The sequence below is a fragment of the Streptomyces sp. AC555_RSS877 genome, assembly GCF_019049245.1.
In the GTDB taxonomy this organism is placed as follows: domain Bacteria; phylum Actinomycetota; class Actinomycetes; order Streptomycetales; family Streptomycetaceae; genus Streptomyces.
This window is the reverse complement of record NZ_JAGMUK010000013.1, coordinates 1-23,451: the sequence shown is the minus strand read 5'-3', so window position 1 is coordinate 23,451 and position 23,451 is coordinate 1. Positions and strand designations below refer to the sequence as shown.

The window sequence follows — 23,451 nt, the reverse complement described above, 5'->3', positions numbered from 1 at the left end:
AGGGATTACGACGAACCCGAGTAAAACCCGCTGGTGAGCCGGTTGAATGTTCTCCGGTGACAACAGGGGGTTGTCCGGCGAACAACTGAGCGGGGGGCGCGTGGGCGCCAAGGGGAAGCGACCGGGTCGGCCATGGGCACCACCGCGAGGATCGTGTGCTGAGATCAATCAGTTGGTTGAGCTCGTGCGTTCCTGGCTGGTTGAGGCCGCAATATCGGTGAGGCAGCTCCACCAGCTACTCACGTCGGACCACTTCGTGGCCGGGGCCGTGCCCGAGCTGCGCCGACTACGTGACCTGTTGACCGGTGAGGCGCTGGCGTGGGACCTGGTCGAAGCTGTGGCTGACGTCTGCTTCCCTGATGAACCAGTTGACTGTGCTGAGCAGCGTCTGCAGACGGCACGAGAGTTATGGGACCGAGCGCAGGCCAGCCCGACACCGCTTGTGGGAGGTACACAGGAGCTGGCACTCACCCACGAATTGCTGGCGGCCAAGGACCGGACCATCGAGGTCTACCAGGAACTGCAGGTCGTTCGGCATGCATACGAGGCCAGCGAGCGCAGCAGGAACCAGGCACTGCAAATCGCTACGCTTCTGTTCGCCATGCTCGGCCAGGCCCAGGCAAAGGTGGTGGAACTAAAGCGCCGGGTCGATGAGCTGCAGACACTGCCACCCGAAGATCTTGAGGTGCACACAACCTTGGAGCTGCGCCTATCCCGCGCGCAGCGGCAGCAGACCGACCTGAGCCGGCAACTGGCTCGCGCCGAGCAGGAACGGGACACCGCCCAGCAGGTCGCCGACCATGCGGCCCGCCGCATTCATGGCCTCGAAGCCGAACTCGCTGCGCTGCATGAAGGGATGGGAGATGAGGGTTACGACCTCTCGCCGGATCTGACCCTGCAAATTCCTCAGCCCGGATTGCAGGCGATCCCTGACGATGACGCGGCTCTCGACGACGTAGACCTCGCCCTGCAAAAGACACGTGCCGTGCTTGATGAGGAGCACGATGCCGTTCAGCAGGCCGCCCACGACATGGGCTACAGGACACCGCCGGCCTCTGCTTCCGATGAGGCTCTTGCGACGAAGATCGTGCCTGGGCAGGTGCAGCGCATACCCGAATCACAGTCTCTTCCTCGGGCATCGGAGGTAACCTCGGGATTGTCCCGGACAACCCCGGAAAATGGGCTGACCAGCTCTACGGCCCTTTCTCCTGTCACCGAAGCACCGCGTTTGTCTGCTGATCGCTTGCGTTACATAGGTGCGGCGACCCGGCGGATCGCCCGAGCCATGGGCCTTGACGAGGTCGTGCTGGGGTTGTGCCGGGCCACCGTGCCGACGTTCGCAGATACCATCCTCGTTTATCTCCGTGAGCCGCTGCCGGTCGGCGACGAGCGGCCCACCGGTCCGTTGGTGCTGCGGCTGCGCCGTGTCGAGCCGGCCGAACCACCGGTGCTCGCTGCGGAGCTGTGCGAGGTGCACCCAGGCAGCGCCCTCGCTGAGGTGCTGCGCGGGGTACGGCCCGTCTTCGCGGACGCCCCTGCGGCCCGCGCCGCCCTGCCCGAACTCCTTGGTGGCAGTGGTGTCTTCGGCCTCCCCGCCGGGCAGCGCGGGATCCTCGCACCGCTGCGCGGGCAGCGCCGGGTGATCGGTGCCGCGCTCTTCCTGCGCGGCCCGGAGCGCATTGCCTTCCAGGACGACGACCTGCTTGTGGCGGCCCAGCTCGCCACGCACAGCGCGCTCGGCGTAGACAGGACGCTGCTGTACGGCCGTGAGGCATACCTCGCCGACGAGTTGCAGCGCACCATGCTGCCAGAGACACTCCCCCGCACAACGGGCGTACGGCTGGCCTCCCGCTATCTGCCCGCTGCCGAGACCACGCGGGTGGGCGGCGACTGGTACGACGCGATCCCGCTGCCCGGCAGCCGGGTCGCCCTGGTCGTCGGTGACGTCATGGGCCACTCCATGACGTCGGCGGCACTCATGGGCCAACTGCGAACTACCACGCAGACCCTCGCCGGGCTCGATCTGCCGCCGCAGGAGGTGTTGCACCATCTCGACGAGCAGGCGCAGCGCCTGGGCACCGACCGCATGGCGACCTGCCTGTACGCCGTGTACGACCCGGTCTCGCAGCGGATCACCCTCGCCAACGCGGGCCATCCCCCGCCGCTTCTGCTGCATCTGGGCGGCCGGGCCGAGGTGCTGCGGGTGCCGCCGGGGGCGCCGATCGGGGTCGGCGGTGTCGACTTCGAGGCCGTGGAGCTGGACGCGCCCGCCGGAGCGACCCTGCTCCTATACACCGACGGGCTCGTGGAGTCGCGTCTACGGGACGTGTGGACCGGCATAGAGCAGCTGCGGGAGAAGCTCGCCGCGACGGCGCAGCTGACGGGCCCCGATCATCCGCCGCCCCTCGAACTCCTGTGCGACGAGGTGCTGGACATGCTCGGCCCGGGTGACCGGGACGACGACATAGCGCTGCTCGCCGCCCGCTTCGACGGGATCGCGCCGAGCGACGCGGCGTACTGGTTCCTGGAGCCGGAGGACACGGCCCCACGCCGAGCCCGGCGTCTCGCCCGGCAGGCGCTGGAGCGCTGGGACCTGGCAGAGTTAAGTGACTCCGTCGAGCTTCTGGTCAGCGAAGTCGTAACCAACGCTGTGCGGTACGCATCCCGGCCCATCACGCTACGGCTGCTGCGCACGGACGTACTGCGCTGCGAGGTCGGGGACGATGTACCTCAGCTGCCACGGGTCAGGCATGCGCGCACTACTGGGGAGTCCGGGCGCGGGCTCTTTGTAGTCAACCAGCTGTCTCGGCGGTGGGGCGCGACCCGCCTAAGCACCGGCAAGGTGATCTGGTTCGAACTCAACATCAAGCAGTGACGTGCGATCTCTCGGTTTCGTGTCGGTGGCCCAGGGGCAGTCAGCCGCGAGGTCCGTGGCACTGCACGCATCGCCGCAGGGGCTTCCTTGGCACCCAGCCATGGTCGGGCCTGTGCAATGCCCATTGCGCAGGCCGGGTTGAGTGTCTACGGATGCCGCGGGCCGCTCCAGCTGACTCTCGGGTCGGGGTTGTCGACGGGCCGCCACACGGGCGCTGCGGAGCAGGTCGATCAGCGGCGCCACGAGGACGACGACGTCGCGCAGGAAGCCGGACGGCGCCAGATCCCGGGCTGCCGCGTGCAGGGCCCTGATGCGGGTGTCGATCCCGGCCGGACCGGTGCCGTCCAGGACGAACAACACCCGGGGGAAGAGCGGGTAGTGCCGCCGCCACTCCTCCTGCGGCGGCTCCTGGCCAAAGGCCGGCCGGCGCCGCGAGGCGGGCGCGGGCGTGTAGTGGTAGAGGCGGGAGTAGGCGGTGACCTTGGCGGCCAGGCGTTCGGGGCCCATGGTGGCCCGGTCGACTTCCACGAACGCCCGCAGCATCGACCAGTCGTCACCGCTGCCGCGCCGGTAGTACAGCAGTGCGTCGGGGATGACGGCCTCGCCGCTGCCGCGGGGGTGGTAGACCTCGGGGAGCCAGTCCAGCGGCCGGCACAGGTCACCTTGGCGGCGGGCGTCCTGGAGGAAGGCGAGCGCGGTCTCGGTCACCGTCAGCCCATGACCGACCCGCAGCCGCACGGCGGTCGGATCGGCCACCGTCTTCGGCGGCCGCCGCCCCCGCAGCTCCGGCCACTCACCGGCGACCTGCACCCCGTACTGGGTGGGAAACCACACCCGGGTCCGTCCGGCCCGCGGCAGGGTGATCCGGTCGACCAGCCCCTCACTGCGCAGCTTGGCCAGCCGCCGCCTCGTCTGCTCGATCCGCACCCCCGGCGCGATCACCAGGTGCATCTGTTCCGTGGTGGCCATCCGGTACTGCACCAGCACCGCCAGCGCCAGCCGGTCCCCGCTGCCCACGTCCACGTCGGGCATCGTGTCTGCTCCCGCTTCGTACGGTGCGGCGCCGTTTGGTCGGCGCCGCGCGTACGACGAAGCGCAGCAGCCGGCCCCGACCGGGGGACCGACCATGAAGGCCCGACCATGGTCACGGTGCGACAACACCGCCCCCGACCGGGCCGACAACCCCGCTGGCAACCCTTCCGACAGCGGCCCGTCCGTTCTCGGGCCCGGTCTGCATACAGGCAGGTCACCACGCCATTCCGGCCGTGGTCGCGAGCCCGACATCCCCTCTACGCCACCCGCGCCCGCCTCGAACACCAGGAGAAAGGGAAAGGGAGGTGGGGCGGGAGCGTGGGCAGCGGGCGAGGGGATCGGGGTGCGCCTCTGCCCTCGCGCGCGCGACGGCGGGGCCGCGCGCGTCGCCCTGGTCCAAGCGCCACTCGATCGGCGCAGCGTGGCGGCCGTAGGGCGGGGCACTGGCACGGTGGGCCCCGGAGCGTGTTCTTCCTGCTGCGCTACGGGCTGCGCGGGGCGGGTGCCGCAGTCATCCCCGAGTCGGCTGCGGCGCCGGCCTGAGCCTCTCCCGCATCCTCTCCTCCAAGGAGCTGCTCTCCTCCGGCGGCAACGCTTCCCGGCCGCGAGGTCGAAGTCGAGCACCACCACGTCCATTTGCCGCGCGTGTTCAAGATGCCCGCCAACGGCACCGCCCACCCCAGCCCCACGCAGGAGGCCACCCGCGATGAAGGCCGCTGCTTTCGCCGCTGCCGCCACGCGCAGGACGCTGGCCTTGAACACGGCAGTTAACGCCCTGTCCGGACGGTCGGGGCCGCCGGGCCGCCGGGCCAGGCTCCACCAGACTGCGCGCCGGCCTGAGTGGCCCAGGCCAGGAAAGCGACCAGGACGGTGGCGGCGGTCAGGGAGACCATGATCGGCCCCATTAGCCGCGGGCGGCGGAAGACGAGATAGCCGAGGCCGACCACGACCGCCAGGCCGACGACAACCCAGAGCAGTACGACGAGCAGAGCAAGCGTGGACACGAGGTTCCCCCTCAGGTGTGGGCACGCGGCGGATCCGTGTGCGGTGGGAGTGCGGAGCGTGGAGACTCCTCAGCCCTTGTGTCTCGGGCAGGACGCTCCGACAGCAGGCGCCAGAGTCATTGATGCCGGGGTTAGCCCCGCAACCCTGCTTTGACCTGCACCTTCAGCGCTGGCTTGTTCCTCGTCACACGATTACGTGTGAGGTACGTCCAAGCAGCAGTGCGGAGTTGACTCTGGCCAACAGGCAGGCAGCATTCAAGAGTTCGAGAGCTTCGGGTATCCGCAGACTTCCGCGCTTCGGCTACCGGAAGCCCCCGGTCCCTTGAATGTCCTGAGTTGTTTGGCTAGAGCATCTGCCGCCGCCCAGCGCTACACCGGCAGCCTCGAGCACCCCGGCCTCCGATGACCGATCACCTGCGGCCCCTGCCCTGACATCCGATACTCGGGCGCCGGCTTCGTCGTGTCGGAACTCTGTGTGTCGGCCAGCGCCTCCAAGCAGCACCACCGTGGGGGCGACAAACCGATGCAAACTGCCGTCCGGTCCGGCACCCGTCCGCTACACCGTTCCCGCACCGGTGCGCCATCCAAGGCGAGCCGTACGCAGCCTCGGAGGAATGTTGACGTTGTTGCATCACCGAGGTGATGCGGTCTGGGCCCGGCTGACCGCCCACACCCACACCGGCCGCCCTGTGCGGACCAGGAGCGGCTGCGCTGGGCCTTCAGCCGCCTCGCCTGAGCACCTCACCGTCATGCCGCCTGCCGTTGCCGTCAGGAAGGCGGAGTACGTCATCGTCGACGTCGAGGAGCATGCCGTCATGTTCTGGAAGGAGGAATCCGCCGGGAAGGCTTTGACCTGCGGTTTCAAGGTGCCTGCAGGGGAGGTGTGGGGCAGGAAGGTGTCCATGGCTGGTGAAAGCCCGCGAGACGTGTGCGGTGCGCCGATGGGAGTCTGACCTGCAGGAACATGGATCGTTGGGTGCATCGGGGTTCAAGATTCAGTTGGCAGGGGGAGGCGCGTTTGTCAGTGCCCGCCGAGACAGTAGTTGAAGACGAGTGGCCCGCCTCTTGTCAGCGCAAATGGACACCCATGTGCGCTGGCAGGGAGCGGGCCTTCGTCGTGAGGGTCCCGCAGGGCGAACGAGGTTGGGAGAGTAGAAGAAGTGGGACCCGCACACACACGTGATCGCTGGCGCACCGTCCAAGGCGGTGCCGCATGAGTGTCGAGACGGTGGTGACCCTCGCGTCGGCCGCGGCCGCAGTGATCGCGATCTTGTTCTACGTCATTCGCAGAGCGCTCAAGGAGGCGGAGACCTTGCTGCTTGCTCTGGTGCCGGTCATTCACGCGCTGGGCAAGGTCCGTACGGCCTGGCAGCAGACCCGCCGGATCCAGGAGGGCGACGCCGAACGGGAGGAGGGGCCGCGTGCTCTCCCGTGAACAGTGGCAGGAGGTACGCCGTCTGCATGCCGAGGGCATGCCGATCAAGCAGATCGCCCGCAGCCAGCAGATCGCCCCCAACACCGTGCGCCGCCTGCTCCGCAGCCCGCAGCCGCCCCGGTACCAGCGGCCCGAACGGGCTTCAGTGGCCGCCCCGTTCGAGCAGGTGATCCTGCGGCTGCTCCGGGACGACCCTGCCCTGACAGCCGCCGATATTGCGCGACGGGTCAAATGGCCGGCCTCCGCGAGCCTGCTGCGCTCGCACGTGGCCCGACTGCGTAAAACCTTGCCCCCACCGCAGACGGCACTGCCGACGGGGGCAGGGCGGCTGTCCCCCGGCCCGGTACTGCACGATTTCCGCCCGGGCTGGGCGGAAATCGGTCTGTGGCTGCCTGCGCAAGAGTTCGACGTCGGTCACGGGCAGTGCAGCACCTGCCCCGTGCTGGTCATGGTCGCCGGCGCCTCCCGGCACCTGGCAGCCTGCCTCCTGCCCAGCACCGCCTTCCGCGACGCATGGATCGCCCACCGACACCTGCTGCAGGAATGGGACGCCGTCCCGCACACCCTGTGCTGGGATACCGAAGACATTCAGCCCCTGGTGCCCTGGTTCTTCGCCGCACAAGGATGGGACCTCTCCTGGGACACCTACCTGGCACGAGCCCAGCTGGCGGACCTCACTGTCCAGACCAGCTTTGCGATGCCTGCGCTCCATGCCGCCCGCCAACGCCTCAAGGCCGAGTTCCCGGTCCGGCCGTCCGCGCCCTCCCCGTATGCCTTCGCCGCAGAGCTCAAGTCCTGGGTGGACGATGCGAACGCCTCGGCCGCCTCCACCCCAGAGAGCTGGGCCAGGGAACGCTTCGCGATGCGGGCACCCGCCGAGGCGTCAGAGCTGCTGGGGCTGCGTGCCCAGGGTCGGGCGATGCCCGACGACGATGGGTATGTGACCATCGCGGGCAACTACTACCTGGTGGGCATCTGGGGAGCACGGCGCAGGCTCACCGTGGAGGTCACGGACACCGAGGTGGTGATCCGCAGCAGCGGTTACCACGCTGGCGGATTCCACGTTGTGACCTACGCCCGCAGCTGGGCCCAGGGAGTACGCCTCACGCACCCACAGCACCATACGGTGAGCACGCCAGGGGGCAGCCGGACCGTACAGGGCCCATGACAGCTTCCCCGGAACCCGGCCATGCCTTCCGCCTCGCGATGCCGCGGCCGCCGCCAGCGGCGGTCTCGGCCCTGCCACTGGACTCGTTTCCCTGAAAAGCAGAGAAAATTACACCCTCTCCCGCAGTCTGCGCAGAGATAGTTACGCTTAGGAGTAACTATCTCTGTCAAACTGTGTAACTGTCTTTGTATGGACCGTGCTGAACAGCTTGCTGCGCTCTCCGGGGCCGCGGCGGACCAATGGGGTCTGGTCACCACCGCCCAGGCCAAAGAGATCGGCCTGAACGCCGTGCAGTTGCTGCGGCTGACCGAAGCTGGCCTGCTGGAGAACGTCAGCCGCGGTGTCTACCTACTGACTGCCGGCGGCACGCCCCGCCACGTGGAGACCAAGGCCGCATGGCTGCGCCTGCAGCCCAAGGCCTTCGCCTGGGACCGCCCCATAGGCCACCCGGACTCCGGCGTCGTCTCCCACTCCTCGGCCTGTCAGCTCCATGAACTGGGCGACATCCCCGCCCCGGACGTGGAGATCACCGTGCCGCGCAGGCGGGTCACGAACGAGCCGTTCGTCCGTCTGCGCACCGCGCCGCTGGAGTCTTCGGAGGTCACGGTGGTCGACGGCCTGCCCGTCACCACCGTCACCCGCACCATCACCGACCTGCTCCAAGCCAAAGCCGACGGCGGCCACATCGGCGGGGTCATCGCCGAAGCAGAACGCCGCGACCTGGTCGCCCTCGACGACCTCGCCGAACGCGTGCAGCCCTACGCCCGCAAGTTCGGCCTCAAAGCCACCGCCACCGGACGCGAGCTCATCGAGCACCTTGTGGAACAGGCGGGTGAAAGCCTGCGCCGCCAGGAAGTCGACCGGGCCAGCCGGGAAGGCTTCGATGCGGCCGTCCACCTCTTGGCCGAACACCCCGACCTTGCGACCTACCTGGCTCAGCACACCCCGAGCCGCTCCCGCCCGGTCAAGGACCTGCACAACGAAACCGCCGCGCTCCTCCGCAACATCGACGTGGCCGACCTGAGCGGTCTCCCGCACGCCTATCCCAACGTCACAGGATTTGCCGGGCTGCGTAAGACCCTCCAGGACATCGACCGGCGACTGAAGCTGAACATGCAAAACCCGGCCCTGGCCGAGACACTCGCAGGAATCGGCATGCTGCTTAAGCCCCTCCAGGACTTCGACCGGCGGTCGAAGCTGAACATGCAAAACCCGGCCCTGGCCGAGGCACTGCGTGCGCTGAACCAGCTCGACCTCCGGCAGGCCGGAGCCCTGCCACCTTCGATTCACAAGGCTCTAGAAAGCGCGTCCCGTTCCGTCGCTGCATCCCAGCAGTCGGCATCGTCCCCCACTCCGCAGAGCACGCCGGACAGTGAGTCAGCCGAGGGCCGGCCCGAGGCAGAAGAGACGGACTGACCCGCCCAAAGACCTGAAGGATGATCAACCCGGGCGTAAAGTCGGCAGACTTGAAGCAGCACGCCAGGGGGCGATCCATGGGCAAGACCTACACGAGCCCGACAGCGTTCCGAGCGGCCTTGAAACAAGCCGCACTGACCATGTCCAAAAAGACCGGCATGAGCGTCTCCGACCTCATGAAGATCTTCTACTTCAACCGGCTCGCGGCCCGCGTCTTCACCAAAGAACCCGACGGCTGGCTCATCAAAGGCGGCCAGGCCCTGCTGGTCCGCTACCGCGGCGCCGCCCGCCTCAGCCAGGACATCGACCTGCAAAGCGCTCACCCCGAGCGCAGCGCCGACGAAGCCCGGCAACTGGTGATCGAGGCCGCCTCGCTGGATCTGGGGGACTACCTCCGCTACACCCCGACCAAGTTCGAAAATCATAGTGACGAAGGCCGCGGCTGCGCACAGCACTTCAAGGTCTTCTGCGGGACAGCCGAAGTAGCCGACATCAAGGTCGACCTCGTCGTGGGCCGCACCCTCTCCGGCACCCCGGAGACACGCACCCTGAAGTCCGCCGTCGACATCGAATGGCCTGTGGACTGGCCCGATGTCCGCCTGTATCCCGTCATCGACCATGTCGCCGACAAGATCTGCGCCATGTACGAGCGCCACGGCGAGAACGCCCAGCACGGCTCCAACCGGTACCGCGACCTGGCCGACCTCCTCCTGATCAGCCAGCAGGAGGCCATCCCCGGACAGGCCGTCGCCCAGGCTTTGCACCGTGAAGCCGAACGCCGACGACAGAACGGCACCCCCGTGGTGCTTCCTGCCGTCTTCGAGGCACCGGGCCCCGACTGGCACGCCGGTTACCCCAAGCAGGCCGCCCTGGTCGTCGGCCTCCAGGGCTGCGGCACCTTCGCCGAAGCGGAACAGGCCGCCACCGCATTCATCAACCCCATGCTCAACAACACAGCCCAAGGAACCTGGGACCCACACCACGGCACCTGGGCATAGACACCGCTGACACGGAAGACTGCCTTCCTCCATATTCCCGGATGTCTACCGAGAGCCGGCAGCCGACCGGGGCGGGCGCAAGCACCAGGAACGCAGTGTGGGGGTCCGGCCGGGGACTCCCCGGCCGGACCCCCAACGTGTAGCGAGTCGGCAGTCGCACAGGTTTCGGACTCGAAATTGCCAGACGTCCTCGGGGGACGGCGACGCCCACCCGGGCACGAAGTCACCAACGAGGGTTCTTGGAGCGGAACTCCACGAGTGCCTTGAACGCCTTCTCTGCCCGTTCGACCTCTCCGTCGAAGGCGCCGGCCTGGAGGAGCGGCCAGGATTCGTTGATCTCCCGTGCAATGTCCGAGGCCAGGCCGACGTCTTCGTGCCCCCAGGACGAGTCCAGAAGGAACTCGCCGGACCACGGGTTCGCATAGAACTCGGGCTCGGTGTCCATGGCGATCAGGGAGGCGAGGAACTCGAAGCGGTGGAACGCCGCCTGATAGGCCTCGTCGTCCGGTTCCACGAGGAGGAACGGCTCACGCAACTCGTCGCCGAGCCAGTGACTCTGCGGGTAGTAGTACCTGCCGCCGCCCTCGGGGCTGCAGACCTCAGTGATCGATCCGTAGATGACGCGCAGCGGGTTGAGATAAACGGCCGGGGCCTGGCGTTGGTTGCTGGAGAAGGGGGGCGTCCACAGTGGCTGACTGAGGATGCGAGCGAGGAGTCCCTCGCGATGGCTGAGGACCGCAGCGATGCCCATGGTGAAGGTGGCGAGCAGGGCCGGGTACTGCCGTAGCTTCTCGAGATCCTCGGTGTGGCCGTTGATATTGCGGTCGCGCAGCCGGTTCAGTCGCTCGACAACGCGCTGCCACAGGCCGTTGTAGGTGCCGTCGTCGTGGAAAACGCCGTTGGCCAGCAGGTGCAGCAGAGTGTCGCAGTCGGCGCGGTAGCGGCGGATGCTCTGCGCGAAGACATTGCCGGTCAGCGGATACCGGTCCTGGCCAGCGTTGTTGGCGACGAGGGAGACGCTCTGCTCGATCAGGTCGTGGATCTCGATACGTCGGACAGGGTCGGGGAGGAAACGCTTGAGTTGGGCGACGGCCGTGTCCCGGGTTACCGGAGCGGCGGTCATCCGGTCCAGCGCCTCCACCCTGCGCTCGAGGTCGGTGAAGAGGTCGTCCGCGGTCACGCCGCCGATGACGGCGGCAGAGTGCTGCGCGACCAGCCGCCGGGCGGGCTCGCTCATCCGGCCGAACTGTCCCCAGTACATCGGATAACGCCGGGACCGGGTCCCTTCCACGGCCCTGACGAGGGCCCTGTCCCAGTCTGCTGACCAGCCGCACACGATCAGTCCGTACTCGTCCAGCACACGCTCCAGCAGACCCTGCTGTGCACTGGGGTATTCCTCCAGTTCGTCCACGGTGTTGCGCTGTTCCAGGTCGGCGTAGTCGCCGTGCAGCTTGATGACCGTGACCTGGCTGTGCACGAGGGGTTTCATGCTGTCGATCTGGTGGTCGCGGACCACCTGGGGGGAGATGCCGACCTCCTCCAAGGCGCGCTCCATGAGGCGGTCGAAGTTGGTCGTCAGGATGACCCTGATGTTCCCCTTCTTCACCAGTCGGGCGATCGCCCGGTGCGCCGCGGTGGGCTGCTTGACGGTGTCCTCGCCGTCCTCGGGTTCGAAATAGCCGGCCAGCAGCGCCTGTCGTGCCGCAGCAGTGGGGGCCGTCTCGGCGAGCAGTCGCGAGTAGCCCAGCTGCTCGCCGAACTGCTCCTGCCACCAGCCTTCCGGATCTGCCGCGGCTTCGTCGCCGGCATTGGGTGTGTCCGGGGCGTGCAGGACCGCGACCTTGCTGACCAGGTCCTGGACGATGCCCCAGCCGGTCTTGATGCCGGACGCCATGGAGATGCCGGCGCCCAGCAGCACCGTGTACACCCCAGGGCAGGTGTGGACGTTCAGGGCCAGGGACATTCGAGGATCGAGAACACCGCCGGTGCCCGGCACCGGCGCGTTGCTCTGCCCTGCGGCCTGCTTCGTCACCACGTCACCCCTCCTTTCAGCGGGCACACCGCCCCCAAGCGGCGGAAGCACTGCCCGCGTACCGCAGTTCACTCTACTCCATAATTTCGTCACTGTGACGATAATGCGGGTGGGTGATCGCCTCACCGAAATCGGCGAGGCGCCGTGGTGACCGCCGGAGACGGGCGTGTCCATGGGGTGCAGCCAGCGGACTGGAACGGTGAGCGCTGCGACCCGTGGGATTCTCCATGGGTTCGCCCATCCACACGGTTTGGTCTGCCGGACAGCAGAAAGCATTTCGTCTGCACAGTAAGGATTCCATCGCCCCCGTCGGGACCGTCCCCAGCGCTGAGGTGGGCGTGGACGGTCCCCAAGAGCTGATTCCGGCCTGCTGCGTTGACCGTGTGTACCGAAACTGACGATCTGTTACCGTCCTATCAGATGGCGATAGTTCGTCGGGAACACCTAGGGCGCCGCCGCGTGAATCCTGTTTACGCAGCGACGAGAACAGCACGGTCCTGCCGTGGCTGCCGAACCCTGGGGCCGGGCCTGAGCGCGCTCCGACCGACCGGCCCGATCCCCGGGACCGCGAGGTTGGGAACGTCCGGGGCACCGTTGCCCGTGCGTTGATCGCACGCCTTCATCGGCGTGCTCGACCTGCACGCCCCCACCCCGGGAAGACACCGGTGAACCAAACCCACACGCCCGACCTCACGGTCAACGACACCATCTCCGACGACGCCGAACTCCACCTTCGCGCCGCGCAGATCACACCCCTGTCGTGGGCACAGCACAAGGCCCTGCGCGAGGCCCTGATCAGTGCCGGCTTCCCCCCGGAGGTGGCCTCAACCACCCCGCTGCTGGCCGCGAACCCCCAGCACATGCTGGAGCAGCTCAAGCGACGCCGCCCCGAGCTGCTTGCCCCCGGCGTCATCGCCGAGTCGATCCACATCGACGTCCTGGTGGCCGGCCTCGTGCGCGCCCCGGAGAACCTGCGCATGGACGAGCAGCGCTGGGCCGGCGGATTCAAGATGCCCCGCTACACCACGTACACCGAGAACGGCACCGCCGCGTGCATGCTCGACCTGGCCGATCCCCAGCTGGGCCTGGACAAGGAGAAGGCCGCGGCCTTCTTCTTCGACCAGATCAAGCTGATCGACGCGGAGATCGAGCTGAAGAACAAGTACGGCGCGGACATCTGCGCGCACGGCATCCGCATCGGTGGCACGCTGTTCCCCGCCCTGCTGCGCTTCCCCGGCCGCGTGCCGATCGGCGGCCTGGAGACAGGCGATTGCTACGGCCGCACCTACTTCGTCCAGGAGAAGGAGGGCATGACCGCCTCCAAGGTCCTCTCCGCCCTGGAGAAGGTCCCCACCAACGCCACCGAGCTGCGCGAGCACCCCCTCCAGAAGCACCGCGCCAGCCTCCTCACCATTGCCGGGAAGATCACCGCCCCCAAGCCCTCGCCGATCAACGAGCGCGAACGCCTCATGCTCGTGCGCGCGGTCATGCCCGCCACCAAGATCGTTCTCAAGGTCAAGGACGTCTCCCTCGTCGAGGCCAGGCGTCGCATCGTCGCGCAGCATCACATCGAACAGCCCACCCCCTTCAGCTCCGACACCGCCTGGCAAATTCGGGCCGAGGCTGTCCTCGACAGCCTCCAGGCCAAGGGCTACCTGAAGACCCACCCCGGCATCGACGCCGCCGAGACCCGCCGCTGGCTCGACAACCCCACCGAGATCCCCACCCACATTGCGCACCGCGACGACATCGCTGCCCTCGGCGCCGCCACCCTCCTCTTGGACCCGGACACCACCGGCGACCGACACATCACCGCCGCGCTGCGCACACGTGGCGTGTTCGGCCGCGACCGCACCCGGGCCCGCAGCTTCCTCGCCGCCGCTGTCATCGCCCGCGCCGTCCCCGGCCACGCTGGCCGTCAGTCCGCCCTAGAGCGCGCCCTGAACGCCAAGGGCCTGCGCGACATGGGAGTCGACACCAGGCCCATCGACGAGATCCTCGTGGACGCCCGCTCCGAGCTCGCCGACGCCAGGCTCCACCGCGCGAGGGGCAACACGGCGATCCCCCCGATGGGGCCCGCTACCCAGCAGATTGCGCTGCGCGGCGCGTTCTACCTAACCTGCGGCACCGGCGACACCGTCCTGCTGGAGCGCAGCGCCCTTGGCGCCGGAAAGGGCGAGGGCCAAGAGCCCGGCCAGCTGCTGGCCTCCCTCGCCGCCACCCGCCAGGGCCTGGAACAGCTCGCTCAGGCCATCTTCGACGGGCGCCGCAGCCACCCAGTGCGGCGCCTGGAAAAGACCCAGAGCGCCACCGACCAGTCCACGCCCCCGCCGACCGCCGAGACGATGACCGCCCTGGGCCTTCGGGCGCTCGCGCTCACCCCGGACGACCCGATCGAGGACCCGTCCGCGTCCGCGATGCTCACCGAGGATGGCGACGAGCTGCGCCGCGAGGTGGCCGCCGTCACCACCCGCCTGGAAACCATGGAGCAGCGCCGCGACGACGGCGCGACGGCCACCGTCATCCAGCAGCGCGGCTGGAAGGACCCGCACAGCACGATCGCCGAAGACCTGGAGAACGCGGTCAAGCTTCTGCGCAACTGGGAGATGCGCCACGAGATCCTCGGGCAGAGCTCCAGCCCTGACCTCGCCTACAGCGACGCCGACACCACCGGGGCTGACCTGTGAGCAGCCTGATCGCCCGCCGACCCGTCGAACTCACATCCGACATCGCCGACCACCTGGATGCGCTGATGTGCATCGAGTCCGCCACCGGCGGCATCGTGCGCGGCGTTGCCAACCCGCTCATCGTGCCGACCACTGAGGTGACCCGTCACGGCCACTGGTCGAACGTCCGCACCGGCATTTACCTGCCCTGCACCGCCGCACGCACCGTCCTGTACGTCGGCAGCGTCCACCGCACGGGCCCGGCCATCGCCGCCCGGCTGCGTGAGCACTTCACTGAGCACCCCGAGCGGGAAGCCACCTGGACGCATCTGGCGCTGATCACCCTGTCGACCTCGATCACCCAGGCAGCGCTGCGCCGCTGTGAGGGCCGGGCGGGACGGGCCCTTGACCCGCTGGACAACACGAGGCTGCCAGCCGTCCCCGGACGACCGGCGTGGATTCCGCGCCCCAGGGCAACGTGATCTCGTAAACGCAGCCGGCGCAGTGAAGGGGCGGCACGCAGAGATCGACTTCCGGCTTCCCCTTGCCTGCCTCTAGCGGCCGTTGGCCGTGCCACGCCCGGACGTACCTGCCGCTGCCGTGTACCGAGCCGGCTCGGCGAGAGCCGGCTGCCGGGCAGAAGGCGTCGAGGGGAGGCGGGAGAGCGTTGCCGGTTTCGGGTGAAGGTGTCCGAACGTTGTGGAAGAACTGAGCGGTGCAGCGGTCCGGTGCCCGGCCGGGAAAGCGGATGACGGGGAAAGGGAAATGGGTCGCTGAGGAAGCGAGTAGCCAGTTGGAGACGATTGCCGGCCCGGGGCAACGGGTGTGTGCGAGGCGGCCGTTGACAGCATGCGGGCTGTCTCTGAAGGCGTGTAGTCGCTTCTAGGCTGATGTGAGAGGGCTGCGGGGTGGCGGCAGAGGGCACACCGGCGGCGTCACGTGACGGGAACGGGGCCTGGGTGGCGGGGCAGGCAGGACGCCAGCTGGAGGCGCTGCTGGCTCAGCGGCCCGTGGGAAGGTAGCTGCGGGGACGGTGGGCGAGGCGTCTTGTGCAGCCTTGGCCGGTGCGGGCTGACGTGAGCTCTGAGCCCGTTTCTGGGCTGTGTGAGGGCGTGCGGGGAGCGGGGCTGGACCAGGGCGTTGTCATAACAGGCCCGGTGGGTCCCGTTTTTTGGTGCTGAGCAGCAAACCGGCCGGGCAGGAAGCGGCGGCCGGGGGAGGGCGGCTGAGCGCCAGGCGCTGCATGCGAGGGAGCTCGCCGGGGAAGCGGATGCCTGCAGAGGCTTCTCTTCGGAGGAAGGCTCCGGAAACTGGCCTGAGAGGCCCTCAGTGGCCGCCAGGAGCCCTTGTAACCGGCGGGAGTGCTGCCGGGGGTGGGGCGGCGCGCCAGGGCCGCGGCAGGAGACGTGGGCTGGTGCCTTGGCGCAGGTGCGTCCTGAGGCTCGGGCGCGGGCAGACGCCGGGGGCGTGGCCTGCGGGGGGCATTGCGGCCGGTGTTGGTGCGCCCAGGAAATCTGCCCCGCAAGGCAGGTGGTGCGGCCCGTGCGGCGCAGCCGGGGGCTGGCCCGGCTGTCTTTTCACGGGCCTTGGCCGGGGCCTGGCAGCGTGGCGCTGTGGTGGCCGGGCGGGTGGCTGTCCGTGGTGGGGGCAGCCGGGGGTGGTTCAGCAGAGTGTCCGCCGGCGGCAGGAAGCGGCCTTCGCGGACTGGCGCGCTATGGCTGGCTGGGCCGTTGGCGGGGGCCGCTCCCGGGGTGGAGCTGCTCAGGCCACCGGCGTCGTCCTCGTCCTGGCCCGGACCAGCCGGGGGAGGGCAAGGGCCGCCGGGTGGCGCCTGCGCGGGACAGCCGGGTGCCCGGTGAGGGGTGCGCGGCGGGCAGAAGGACGCTGTGAGCGGTGGCTGCCAGTACGACCACTGTGATCAGGGCGGTTGGTGTCTCCATGCCGCTGTCCTCCTTCGGCTGTCGCGGTGCGCCGGCTGGCGCTCTGTGCGGGGCGGATTGCTGCTGAACGGTTCTCAAGTCGGAGCGGCACACAGCGAGGCTGCGCACCGCGGCCGTGGCCAGGGCAATGGCCAGGTGGACGGGCGCCTGTCCGGGTCGAGTAAGGCGCCTGAGGGCGAACCTTCGGGAGCGGGCGCTCCTGGCAGTTCGTGGTCTCAAGGCTGGGCCAGTCAAGGATTCGTTGCAAGGTGAGACCTCAATTTCGGACAAACTCGAACGCCGTGAAAAAACTGATTCCGGGAATCGGCTTGACCTGCGAAAACTCGGATTTTCCATGGCTCATTTTTCATGGAAAAACAAGAAAATAAATCTCTGCTGGTGAGGGGAATTAGTTCGGCCTCAATGCCGCGCCCGAATGAGTGTGGCGCCTTCCCGGCGAGGGGTGCAGGAGTTGACAGGATCCGAGTGTGGGAGATTCGGCGCCCCGGCTTTATGCGTCGCCTACTTCCCACATTTCGATCCACTCGAACTGAACTTTACCCAGCTTTCAGAAGCAGCGGATTAATCGGATTTTACTACTCCGCTTACCCTCTGACCTGCGCATACTTTCGAGTCCTGGTCAACCAGGATCTCCGGATCCAGGTTTTGAACGGACGTCAAGAAAAAAAGCATTGGCCATGAATCCGACCAAGATCAATACCGCTGGCGATGATCACTCGCCGCATTATTCCGGACTGCTGCAAGAGGAACTTGTCGTCCTGTATACGGCCGTGCGATTCTTTTATTGCGCCGGAGGGCAATCCGGCGTGCAGCAAGAAAACGGACGGGAAGCGTCCGGGTCACCAGAGAGTAAGGCGCCTAAGGGAGGCACCGAAAATGATCATCAACTGGAGCGGGCTCCGCCCCCTTTCCCCCGCCGGGGGCTGCGTTATAGACGCACCCGCGCACACCGGTTTCGGATTCACCGGTAACCGCATCCCCGGCATCATCACCAAGATCGGCATCGCGGCCGGCTCCTTCGCCCTCGCCGGCGCCTCCGCGCTCGGCCTGATCCACGCCGGCGTCGACACGAGCACGGCCACGGCCGTCACCGTCGCAGCGGGCAAGACCAGCGCCGCGGCCACCGTCGCCGCCTACGCGATCGCCGACCGCCGCGCCCGCCGCCGGCGCCGCCACGAGGCCCAGCACCCGGTCCTCACGCCGGACGAGCGCGTCCCCCCTTCCACCCAGGCCCCGGCCGGCGACCAGCCCGCAGGGGCGAACTGAGACGTGCGGGAGGCAGGCGCACCCTACGGTGCGTCTGCCTCCCGCACTCCCGGTTCAAGGGAGGAACGACCATGGCACGTCCCAGGCGCGACCACACCAAGATCACCGGCAAGTTCGCCCGGCTCGCCAAAGAACTCGCCGCCCTGCGCCCCGAAGACCTCACCCTCAAGGAGGCCAGCAAGCTCACCGGCCTGTCGACGGCGACCCTGTCCCGGGCCACCGACCCCAACCGCTGCCCGTCCTGGCAGACCATGGTGGAGTACCTCACCGCCTTCGGCGAGGACCCCAACCAGTGGCGCCCCATGTGGGAGATGTACGCCAACGAGCGGCAGCGCCAGGTCGCCGGTGTCCCTGCCGACCGCACCCAGCGCGCCCGCTACCAGCGCCTGCGACCCACCCACGTCGTGAACCAGGCCGAATACGCCATCGCGCTGGGCGACTTGCGCCTGTGGGAGGGCAACCCCCCCTACAAGTTGATGGTCTCCCGCGCACGCGAGGCAGGCGTCCCCATCTCCCAGAGCACGATCTCGGACGCCCTCAGCGGCAAGATCCTGCCCACCGAGGACGCGGTCGAGGGCATCCTCGCCGGCCTCCTCATGAACCCCAGGGACCCCGAGTACGACGAGTGGCTCGAGGCCCGCCGCGTCCTGGACGCCGGCCGCCGGCGCGAGAAGATCACCGCCAAGTCCCTGCAGCACTCCGCCACCCGGCGCGTCATCCGGCCGCGCCCCATGCGCACCGTCGTACGACGAGAGGACTGACCCCGACCACCTCGCACGCCGGAGGGCTCCCACCGCACCCAGCGGCGGGAGCCCTCCGGCGTTCACCCCTTCCGCGCCCCTCTATCGGCCCAGGGACCCAGCACACGCGCGGGTCCGGGAGCGCCCTTCGACAGATGACGTACCTCCCTTGATCCAGACGCCCGTCGCCCAGGAGGGTTATCGGCGCAGAGCCCAGGTCATGACGCCGGCCAGGCCCCAGGCGGCGCCGGCGGCGGGGAACAGCGGGAGGGCCGCGGCGAGGTTGCCGATCAGGATCAGCACGATGGCGATGCCGAAGACGATCGTGCCGATGACGGTGAAGATGTAGAAGGCGATGCGCGGCGCGACCCGGGAGTCCTTCTCCCGCAGCTGGCGGCGGCGGTGGGCGCGGCGCAGGCGGGCGACTTGGCGTACGCGCCCCCGGGCGGCCCGTACGTCGTTCTTCTTGACGTCAAGGTCGGCCTCCATCGCGGAGAACGCCTCCGTCACGCCGAGGTCGTCGCGGGCGGCGAGGCCGGTGTCCACCCTGGCAAGGAGCGCGGCGATGGCGTCGGTGACGTCGGCGTCGTCCTCCCTGGTGTCGACGGCCGTCTTCAGCGCGGTGAACTGCGCATCGAAGCCGGTCTCGATGACCTCGATCCGGTGGGCGGGGGAGGCGCTCATCCTCGTGACGAAGAACTGCCAGCCCCGGTTCTTGCACTGCTTCACGGCGAGCCGGGCGAGAGTGCCCTCGCGGAGCATGCCGAGCAGGCGCGGCTCGGCCTCCCGGATCAGCTCGATCTCGAACACCTCGTAGGCCAACCCCGCAAGGCCGCAGCCGGCCAGCTCCTCGATCCGCGCGGCGTCCTGCCCGATCCCGCGCCTCACCAGTCGGCAGGCGCGCTCACGCCCACTGGATGCCCAGCTCTCGCAGCGCGTCCAGCTGCTCCGCCGTGAGCTTGTCCCGCCGGGTCTTGATGTTGGAGACCCATACGCCCAGCTTCACGGTCACCGGCTCCGCCTCGCCGTCGAGTGTGATCTGTTCGCTGTGGCTCCTTGGTACGGGCCGGTGGACGCCTTCCCGTTCCACCCACTGCGCGAGGGCTGTCAGGCCGCGCTGGAACGCCTGTTGCGCCTTGCTCGGGCCCTTCGCCGCCGTACGGCCGGCCGCTGCTGCGGGGGCGGCAGTCGGTGCCACGAGCGGTGCGATGCCCAGTGTGGTGAGCCGTTCCTGCTGTTCGGGCAGGAGTCGTGTCCAGGTGCCGGGCTGTTTCTGCTGCTGGAGCCATTTTCCGAGGTCGTCGCCGTCCATCAGCACTCCGGGTTCGATGGCTGGCAGGACGCCGTCGGCGTCGACCAGGTCGGCGAGCACCCGGTAGTGGCGTTGCCAGTCAAGTGGCCAGGGGCAGTTCCAGTCCTCATCGATCGCGGCCAGCTGCTGCGCGCGCGCCTCCGCCCGCTTCGGGTCCTTCCCGAGACCGCTCTTCCGCCGGAGGTTGGCCATGTGCTGCCCGATGGGCACCATCGCCTCGCCCTCGCCCTCGCCCCACACCGCGTCCTGACGCGGCGCGAGGTGCCCCATGGCGCGCCGGTAGGACCTGAGCGCGGCGAGCTTGTTCTCCCAAGCCTCTTCACCCGGCTCCCACACCATCCCGGCCTCCGGCAAGTCGAGCAGGGTCTTGCGCCGTTCCTCCAGTTTCCCGGCCCGCAGCGCCTTGCGCTGCTGGTGAACCCACCTGCCCAGCGGGAAGTCCTTGGTGACGCCCACCGTCGTCTCGGTGTCGTACGGGACGGCGTACAGGCCGATGATGTCGTTCTCCTTCCGCCAGCGCAGCAGGGCCTGGTAGCCCTCGAGCCACACCAGGGACTCGGGCCGGTAGACCCGGGTGCGCAGGAAAGCCGCGATGGTGGCGGCGTCGCGGGGAGAGGAGAAGTGGAGCAGGGCGGCTTCGGCAGCGGCGTCGGTGTTGTCCTTCTCCTGGTCCTCGCCGTCGACCTCGACGATCTGCCCGTCCTCGTCGCGCTGGATGTGCACCTTGCGCTTCCCGCTGCTGAGGGCACGGGAGGCGAGCTGTTCCACGAGTCGTTCATCATGACTGCGGAGGCCTTGGAGGACCGCTACAAGGGGGCGAAAACTGGCGGAGGCGACCATGTCGGTCGGGTCCTCGCCGGGCTCCAGGAAGACCGGCACGATGATCCGCGCGACCTTCGTGGAGCCGTCGCGGTTCAATCTGAGTGCCCGGCCGATGTTCTGCACGATCTCCACCTGGGAGCCGCGGGTGTCGGCGAAGCAGATGGCCTCGACTCCCCGTTCGCCGGTGATGTCGACGCCTTCCCCGAGGACGCGAACGCTGGCGAGGAACGCGCGGTGGATCCGGCGGCCGTCCGCGTCGATGCCGTTGGCGAACTGCCGCAGCACCTCGCGCCGCTCGCTGACGAGGTGGTCGCCGCACAACCACGCCGACCACACCCGGTCCGGGGGTACGTGGCGGCCGGCCTCCAGCTCGTAGAACTCCGCGTCGATCGACGATGCGGGGAGCCGGTCCGCGGCCGCCAGGTCGTCGTCGGAGGCGTCGTTGATGTACAGCTCCGCAGCCGTCTTCGGCAGCTTCTCCGCGAACGCGGCAGCCTCCCCCACCTTCTGGTGGAACGTCATGACGGTGCGCAGGTTCCACCTTGCGGCGTGCTCCAGGAGCGCCGTCTGCAGCAGAGCGAGGCGCCGGCCTCGCTGTGCTTCCTCCGACTCCCCGAGGACGGGGGAGGGGTCGCGGATCTCCAGGACGTCGATCTCGAACCCGGCAAGGATCTCGCGCTCGATCGCCTCCGAGAGCCCGAGCTCGGCAAGCCAGGGCCCGTAGGTTTCCGAGTCCTGGCCCATTGACGCGATCTCGAGTTCCTCGCTGTCCGCGACTTTCTGCGGCCGGGGGGAAGCCAGGATGCGTGGGGTGGCAGTGAGATAGAGCCGAAAGTCGGCGGGGATGCGGGCGTTGTCGTGGATCGCCGCCCATGGCCTGCCAAGATCGCCTGCGGTTGAGTGGGCCTCATCGATGATGGCGAGCGAAAAACCGTCCATCCGCTGCCCGTACAGGCGCTCTCCACCCGCCAGAGCGGCCTCCAGCGGCCCGCGAACGCGCCCCTGACCCATCGGGTCATCGAAGTCCTCGCGGTCCACGAGAGAGGCGTACGTGGCGAACACGATGACCGGACCATGCCCGGCCCACAGGGCGAGCTGGATCGGGTTGGTGGTGGTGCGCACCCCCAGCTCGTTCAGCACGGGGTCGTTCTCCAGTGAGCACACCGCGACCATAGGGGAGCGGTGGCCCACCAGGCGCCACGCCTGGGCGGTCTGCACGAGCAGATCCAGGGTCGGGACCGTGACGAGGCTCCGGCCGCCCGGGAAGCACTCCAGCGCACACGCAGCAGCGGTGATCGTTTTCCCGGATCCGGTCGCGGACACCAGCATGCCCCGCGCTCCCCGAGCAGGCACAAACGATCTTGCAAAGAATCTAACCCAATCCCGAATTTGTGCTTTTTGTGTTACCTGATGCTCCCGGAGGCTGATCACAGAATTCCACTCCTTCTTTTCCCGGGAGAAATCAGGTTCCTCCACCACGAGCAAGTAGAAGCTGGTGACCTGCCAGAGGCAGGAGGGAAGGGGTATCTGTCCGCCCCGCCGCGTGCGGGCAGCTCGTCCTCGAAGTCACAGGCGGCCACGGCTTTGAAGCCGCCACGCCACAGTGCTTCGAGCACGGCCGCGACGGCCTGCACCACATCGGCCGGCGCTCCTGCGGAGGCCTCGCACTCCAGCACGGTCGGCCATTCAAGGAAGGCGAAGGGGTGGGCCCGCCGGCCCGTGGCGTAGCCGTTGTACTCGCCGGACACACATAGCGGCCCGACGGCCAGGCATGGCCCGTTGTCCTTGAGGTTGAGAGAGCCCTGAAGCCAGGCCACGACCCGAGCCCCGTCCACCGCATCCACATAGATCGAGACATCCACGTAAGAACAGCCCGAACTATGGAGGGAAGGCACCGAAGGTTCCCGATCATTCGCCACGCGCACTCCCTGGAGCCTCAACAGCCGTGGGCGCCAGGAAGCGCTGAAGCAGCCGCTGCGCCGGCTCGTGGTCGTAGTGCCCGGCGATCTGTAGAGGAGTCTCCCCATCGGCGGCTGGCAGACGCGGATCGGCACCGTACGCCAGCAGGATCGCCGTGGTGGCCGCGTTCAGTGGATGCCCCGACTGCAGGTGACTGTCCCCCTCAAGGTCGATCGCGTGAGTCAGCAGCGTGTGCCCGAAGCACATCTCGTTCGGGTCGGCCCCGGAGTCCAAGAGCACGGCGAGTGTCTCGTAGTCACTTATCTCCACGGCCTGATGCGCGGGTGTCCACGGCTCCACGTCATCAACAGCTTTCAGCGCATCGGAAACCATAACGCCTTTCTCCCCGTCCAGTCCGCAGGCCGCTAAGTTACCGGCCCTGATACGAGTGGTTGGTGGGTGTCCCGTATTTCCTCCAACGCTACATTCTGCATCATCCTGATGCACACGCTACACTGAAACCCGACACGAACGAGTAACCCCCTCCCCTCGTAGCCAGCCCGGCCCGCGTTAGCGGGCCCAACGGTTCTGGAGGCGTAGCCGGAAGGACCGTCAGGCGGGGGAGCGCAGCGGACTCGCCGACCAGGCTGGAGCGGAGCGGAGGCCTGGTATCGGGACGGAGTCCCGCCGACCCGGGAGCGCAGCGGACGGGTCGTCACCCTGCTTGCGCAGCAAGCAGGGTGTGCGGGTGGCGCAGCCACCCGCCAGCGCTCACGCGGAGCGGGAGCGCAACACCCGCGCGCAGCGCGGGTGTTCGCTTGCACATCGCGCAGCGATGTGGTACCC

Annotated in this window: 18 protein-coding genes; 10 read left to right on the top strand and 8 right to left on the bottom strand. The window is 68.3% G+C overall.

The features are described from left to right. Positions 1-709 precede the first annotated feature (709 nt). Positions 710-1,027 (bottom strand): hypothetical protein, encoded by a 318-nt coding sequence (locus tag KUM49_RS48035; protein ID WP_254400788.1) that lies wholly within the window; start codon positions 1,025-1,027, stop codon positions 710-712. Positions 1,028-1,030: 3 nt separating this feature from the next. Here KUM49_RS48035 and KUM49_RS05435 point away from each other — a divergent pair, with 3 nt between their 5' ends. Then, complete coding sequence (locus KUM49_RS05435; protein WP_254400779.1) at positions 1,031-2,875, top strand: ATP-binding SpoIIE family protein phosphatase; 1,845 nt, start codon at positions 1,031-1,033, stop codon at positions 2,873-2,875. Here KUM49_RS05435 and KUM49_RS05430 read toward each other — a convergent pair. Next, entirely contained in the window at positions 2,828-3,907 is a 1,080-nt protein-coding gene (locus tag KUM49_RS05430) for a replication-relaxation family protein (protein ID WP_254400772.1), read from the bottom strand. The genes KUM49_RS05435 and KUM49_RS05430 overlap by 48 nt on opposite strands. Before the next feature lie 767 nt (positions 3,908-4,674). Beyond that, positions 4,675-4,911, bottom strand: a complete 237-nt coding sequence (locus tag KUM49_RS05425; protein WP_217235541.1) for a hypothetical protein — start codon at positions 4,909-4,911, stop codon at positions 4,675-4,677. 749 nt (positions 4,912-5,660) lie between these two features. On the opposite strand from KUM49_RS05425, the gene KUM49_RS05420 reads away from it, so the two are divergent. The 5 genes from KUM49_RS05420 to KUM49_RS05400 all read left to right on the top strand — a co-directional run bounded on the left by KUM49_RS05420 (position 5,661) and on the right by KUM49_RS05400 (position 9,928). Next, positions 5,661-5,864 (top strand): hypothetical protein, encoded by a 204-nt coding sequence (locus tag KUM49_RS05420; RefSeq protein ID WP_217235540.1) that lies wholly within the window; start codon positions 5,661-5,663, stop codon positions 5,862-5,864. A gap of 260 nt (positions 5,865-6,124) precedes the next feature. Further along, positions 6,125-6,346 (top strand): hypothetical protein, encoded by a 222-nt coding sequence (locus KUM49_RS05415; RefSeq protein ID WP_217235539.1) that lies wholly within the window; start codon positions 6,125-6,127, stop codon positions 6,344-6,346. A 37-nt stretch (positions 6,347-6,383) separates the two neighbouring features. Next, the gene (locus KUM49_RS05410; RefSeq protein WP_254400771.1) at positions 6,384-7,514 is read left to right on the top strand and encodes a hypothetical protein; all 1,131 of its coding nucleotides are present in this window, start codon (positions 6,384-6,386) and stop codon (positions 7,512-7,514) included. A gap of 189 nt (positions 7,515-7,703) precedes the next feature. Continuing rightward, the gene (locus KUM49_RS05405) at positions 7,704-8,930 is read left to right on the top strand and encodes a type IV toxin-antitoxin system AbiEi family antitoxin domain-containing protein (RefSeq protein ID WP_217235537.1); all 1,227 of its coding nucleotides are present in this window, start codon (positions 7,704-7,706) and stop codon (positions 8,928-8,930) included. 158 nt (positions 8,931-9,088) lie between these two features. Then, positions 9,089-9,928 (top strand): nucleotidyl transferase AbiEii/AbiGii toxin family protein, encoded by an 840-nt coding sequence (locus tag KUM49_RS05400; RefSeq protein ID WP_254400770.1) that lies wholly within the window; start codon positions 9,089-9,091, stop codon positions 9,926-9,928. A 223-nt stretch (positions 9,929-10,151) separates the two neighbouring features. Here the strand turns inward: KUM49_RS05400 and KUM49_RS05395 are convergent, their stop codons facing one another. After that, the gene (locus tag KUM49_RS05395; RefSeq protein ID WP_217235535.1) at positions 10,152-11,963 is read right to left on the bottom strand and encodes an SIR2 family protein; all 1,812 of its coding nucleotides are present in this window, start codon (positions 11,961-11,963) and stop codon (positions 10,152-10,154) included. Positions 11,964-12,625: 662 nt separating this feature from the next. Between KUM49_RS05395 and KUM49_RS05390 the strand changes: the two genes are divergently transcribed. From KUM49_RS05390 to KUM49_RS05375, 4 genes are all read left to right on the top strand, one after another. After that, entirely contained in the window at positions 12,626-14,647 is a 2,022-nt protein-coding gene (locus KUM49_RS05390) for a hypothetical protein (protein WP_217235534.1), read from the top strand. After that, positions 14,644-15,108 carry a hypothetical protein gene (locus KUM49_RS05385; protein WP_217235533.1) on the top strand — a complete coding sequence of 155 codons (465 nt, stop codon included), beginning with the start codon at positions 14,644-14,646 and terminating at the stop codon, positions 15,106-15,108. The genes KUM49_RS05390 and KUM49_RS05385 overlap by 4 nt, the downstream gene beginning before the upstream one ends. Positions 15,109-17,442: 2,334 nt before the next feature. After that, positions 17,443-17,832: a hypothetical protein gene (locus KUM49_RS05380; protein ID WP_217235532.1), complete on the top strand. Its 390-nt coding sequence runs from the start codon at positions 17,443-17,445 to the stop codon at positions 17,830-17,832. A 71-nt stretch (positions 17,833-17,903) separates the two neighbouring features. Next, positions 17,904-18,593, top strand: a complete 690-nt coding sequence (locus tag KUM49_RS05375) for a hypothetical protein (RefSeq protein WP_217235531.1) — start codon at positions 17,904-17,906, stop codon at positions 18,591-18,593. A gap of 177 nt (positions 18,594-18,770) precedes the next feature. Here KUM49_RS05375 and KUM49_RS05370 read toward each other — a convergent pair whose 3' ends face one another. The 4 genes from KUM49_RS05370 to KUM49_RS05355 are packed head-to-tail and all read right to left on the bottom strand — an operon-like array spanning position 18,771 to position 22,998. Beyond that, positions 18,771-19,460, bottom strand: a complete 690-nt coding sequence (locus KUM49_RS05370; RefSeq protein ID WP_217235530.1) for a hypothetical protein — start codon at positions 19,458-19,460, stop codon at positions 18,771-18,773. A gap of 16 nt (positions 19,461-19,476) precedes the next feature. Then, positions 19,477-22,137, bottom strand: a complete 2,661-nt coding sequence (locus tag KUM49_RS05365) for a DEAD/DEAH box helicase (RefSeq protein ID WP_217235529.1) — start codon at positions 22,135-22,137, stop codon at positions 19,477-19,479. Further along, positions 22,134-22,568: a hypothetical protein gene (locus tag KUM49_RS05360; RefSeq protein WP_217235528.1), complete on the bottom strand. Its 435-nt coding sequence runs from the start codon at positions 22,566-22,568 to the stop codon at positions 22,134-22,136. Before KUM49_RS05360 ends, KUM49_RS05365 begins: the two co-directional genes overlap by 4 nt. A 46-nt stretch (positions 22,569-22,614) precedes the next feature. Further along, positions 22,615-22,998: an ankyrin repeat domain-containing protein gene (locus KUM49_RS05355; protein WP_217235527.1), complete on the bottom strand. Its 384-nt coding sequence runs from the start codon at positions 22,996-22,998 to the stop codon at positions 22,615-22,617. Positions 22,999-23,451: the final 453 nt, after the last annotated feature.

Bases quoted from the DNA above. Each gene is read 5' to 3' on its own strand.
- KUM49_RS05435 (WP_254400779.1), top strand. From the start codon at position 1,031: ATGGGCTACAGGACACCGCCGGCCTCTGCTTCCGATGAGGCTCTTGCG.
- KUM49_RS05430 (WP_254400772.1), bottom strand. From the start codon at position 3,907: ATGCCCGACGTGGACGTGGGCAGCGGGGACCGGCTGGCGCTGGCGGTG.
- KUM49_RS05420 (WP_217235540.1), top strand. From the start codon at position 5,661: ATGCCGCCTGCCGTTGCCGTCAGGAAGGCGGAGTACGTCATCGTCGAC.
- KUM49_RS05415 (WP_217235539.1), top strand. From the start codon at position 6,125: ATGAGTGTCGAGACGGTGGTGACCCTCGCGTCGGCCGCGGCCGCAGTG.
- KUM49_RS05410 (WP_254400771.1), top strand. From the start codon at position 6,384: ATGCCGATCAAGCAGATCGCCCGCAGCCAGCAGATCGCCCCCAACACC.
- KUM49_RS05405 (WP_217235537.1), top strand. From the start codon at position 7,704: ATGGACCGTGCTGAACAGCTTGCTGCGCTCTCCGGGGCCGCGGCGGAC.
- KUM49_RS05400 (WP_254400770.1), top strand. From the start codon at position 9,089: ATGAGCGTCTCCGACCTCATGAAGATCTTCTACTTCAACCGGCTCGCG.
- KUM49_RS05380 (WP_217235532.1), top strand. From the start codon at position 17,443: ATGATCATCAACTGGAGCGGGCTCCGCCCCCTTTCCCCCGCCGGGGGC.
- KUM49_RS05375 (WP_217235531.1), top strand. From the start codon at position 17,904: ATGGCACGTCCCAGGCGCGACCACACCAAGATCACCGGCAAGTTCGCC.
- KUM49_RS05355 (WP_217235527.1), bottom strand. From the start codon at position 22,998: ATGGTTTCCGATGCGCTGAAAGCTGTTGATGACGTGGAGCCGTGGACA.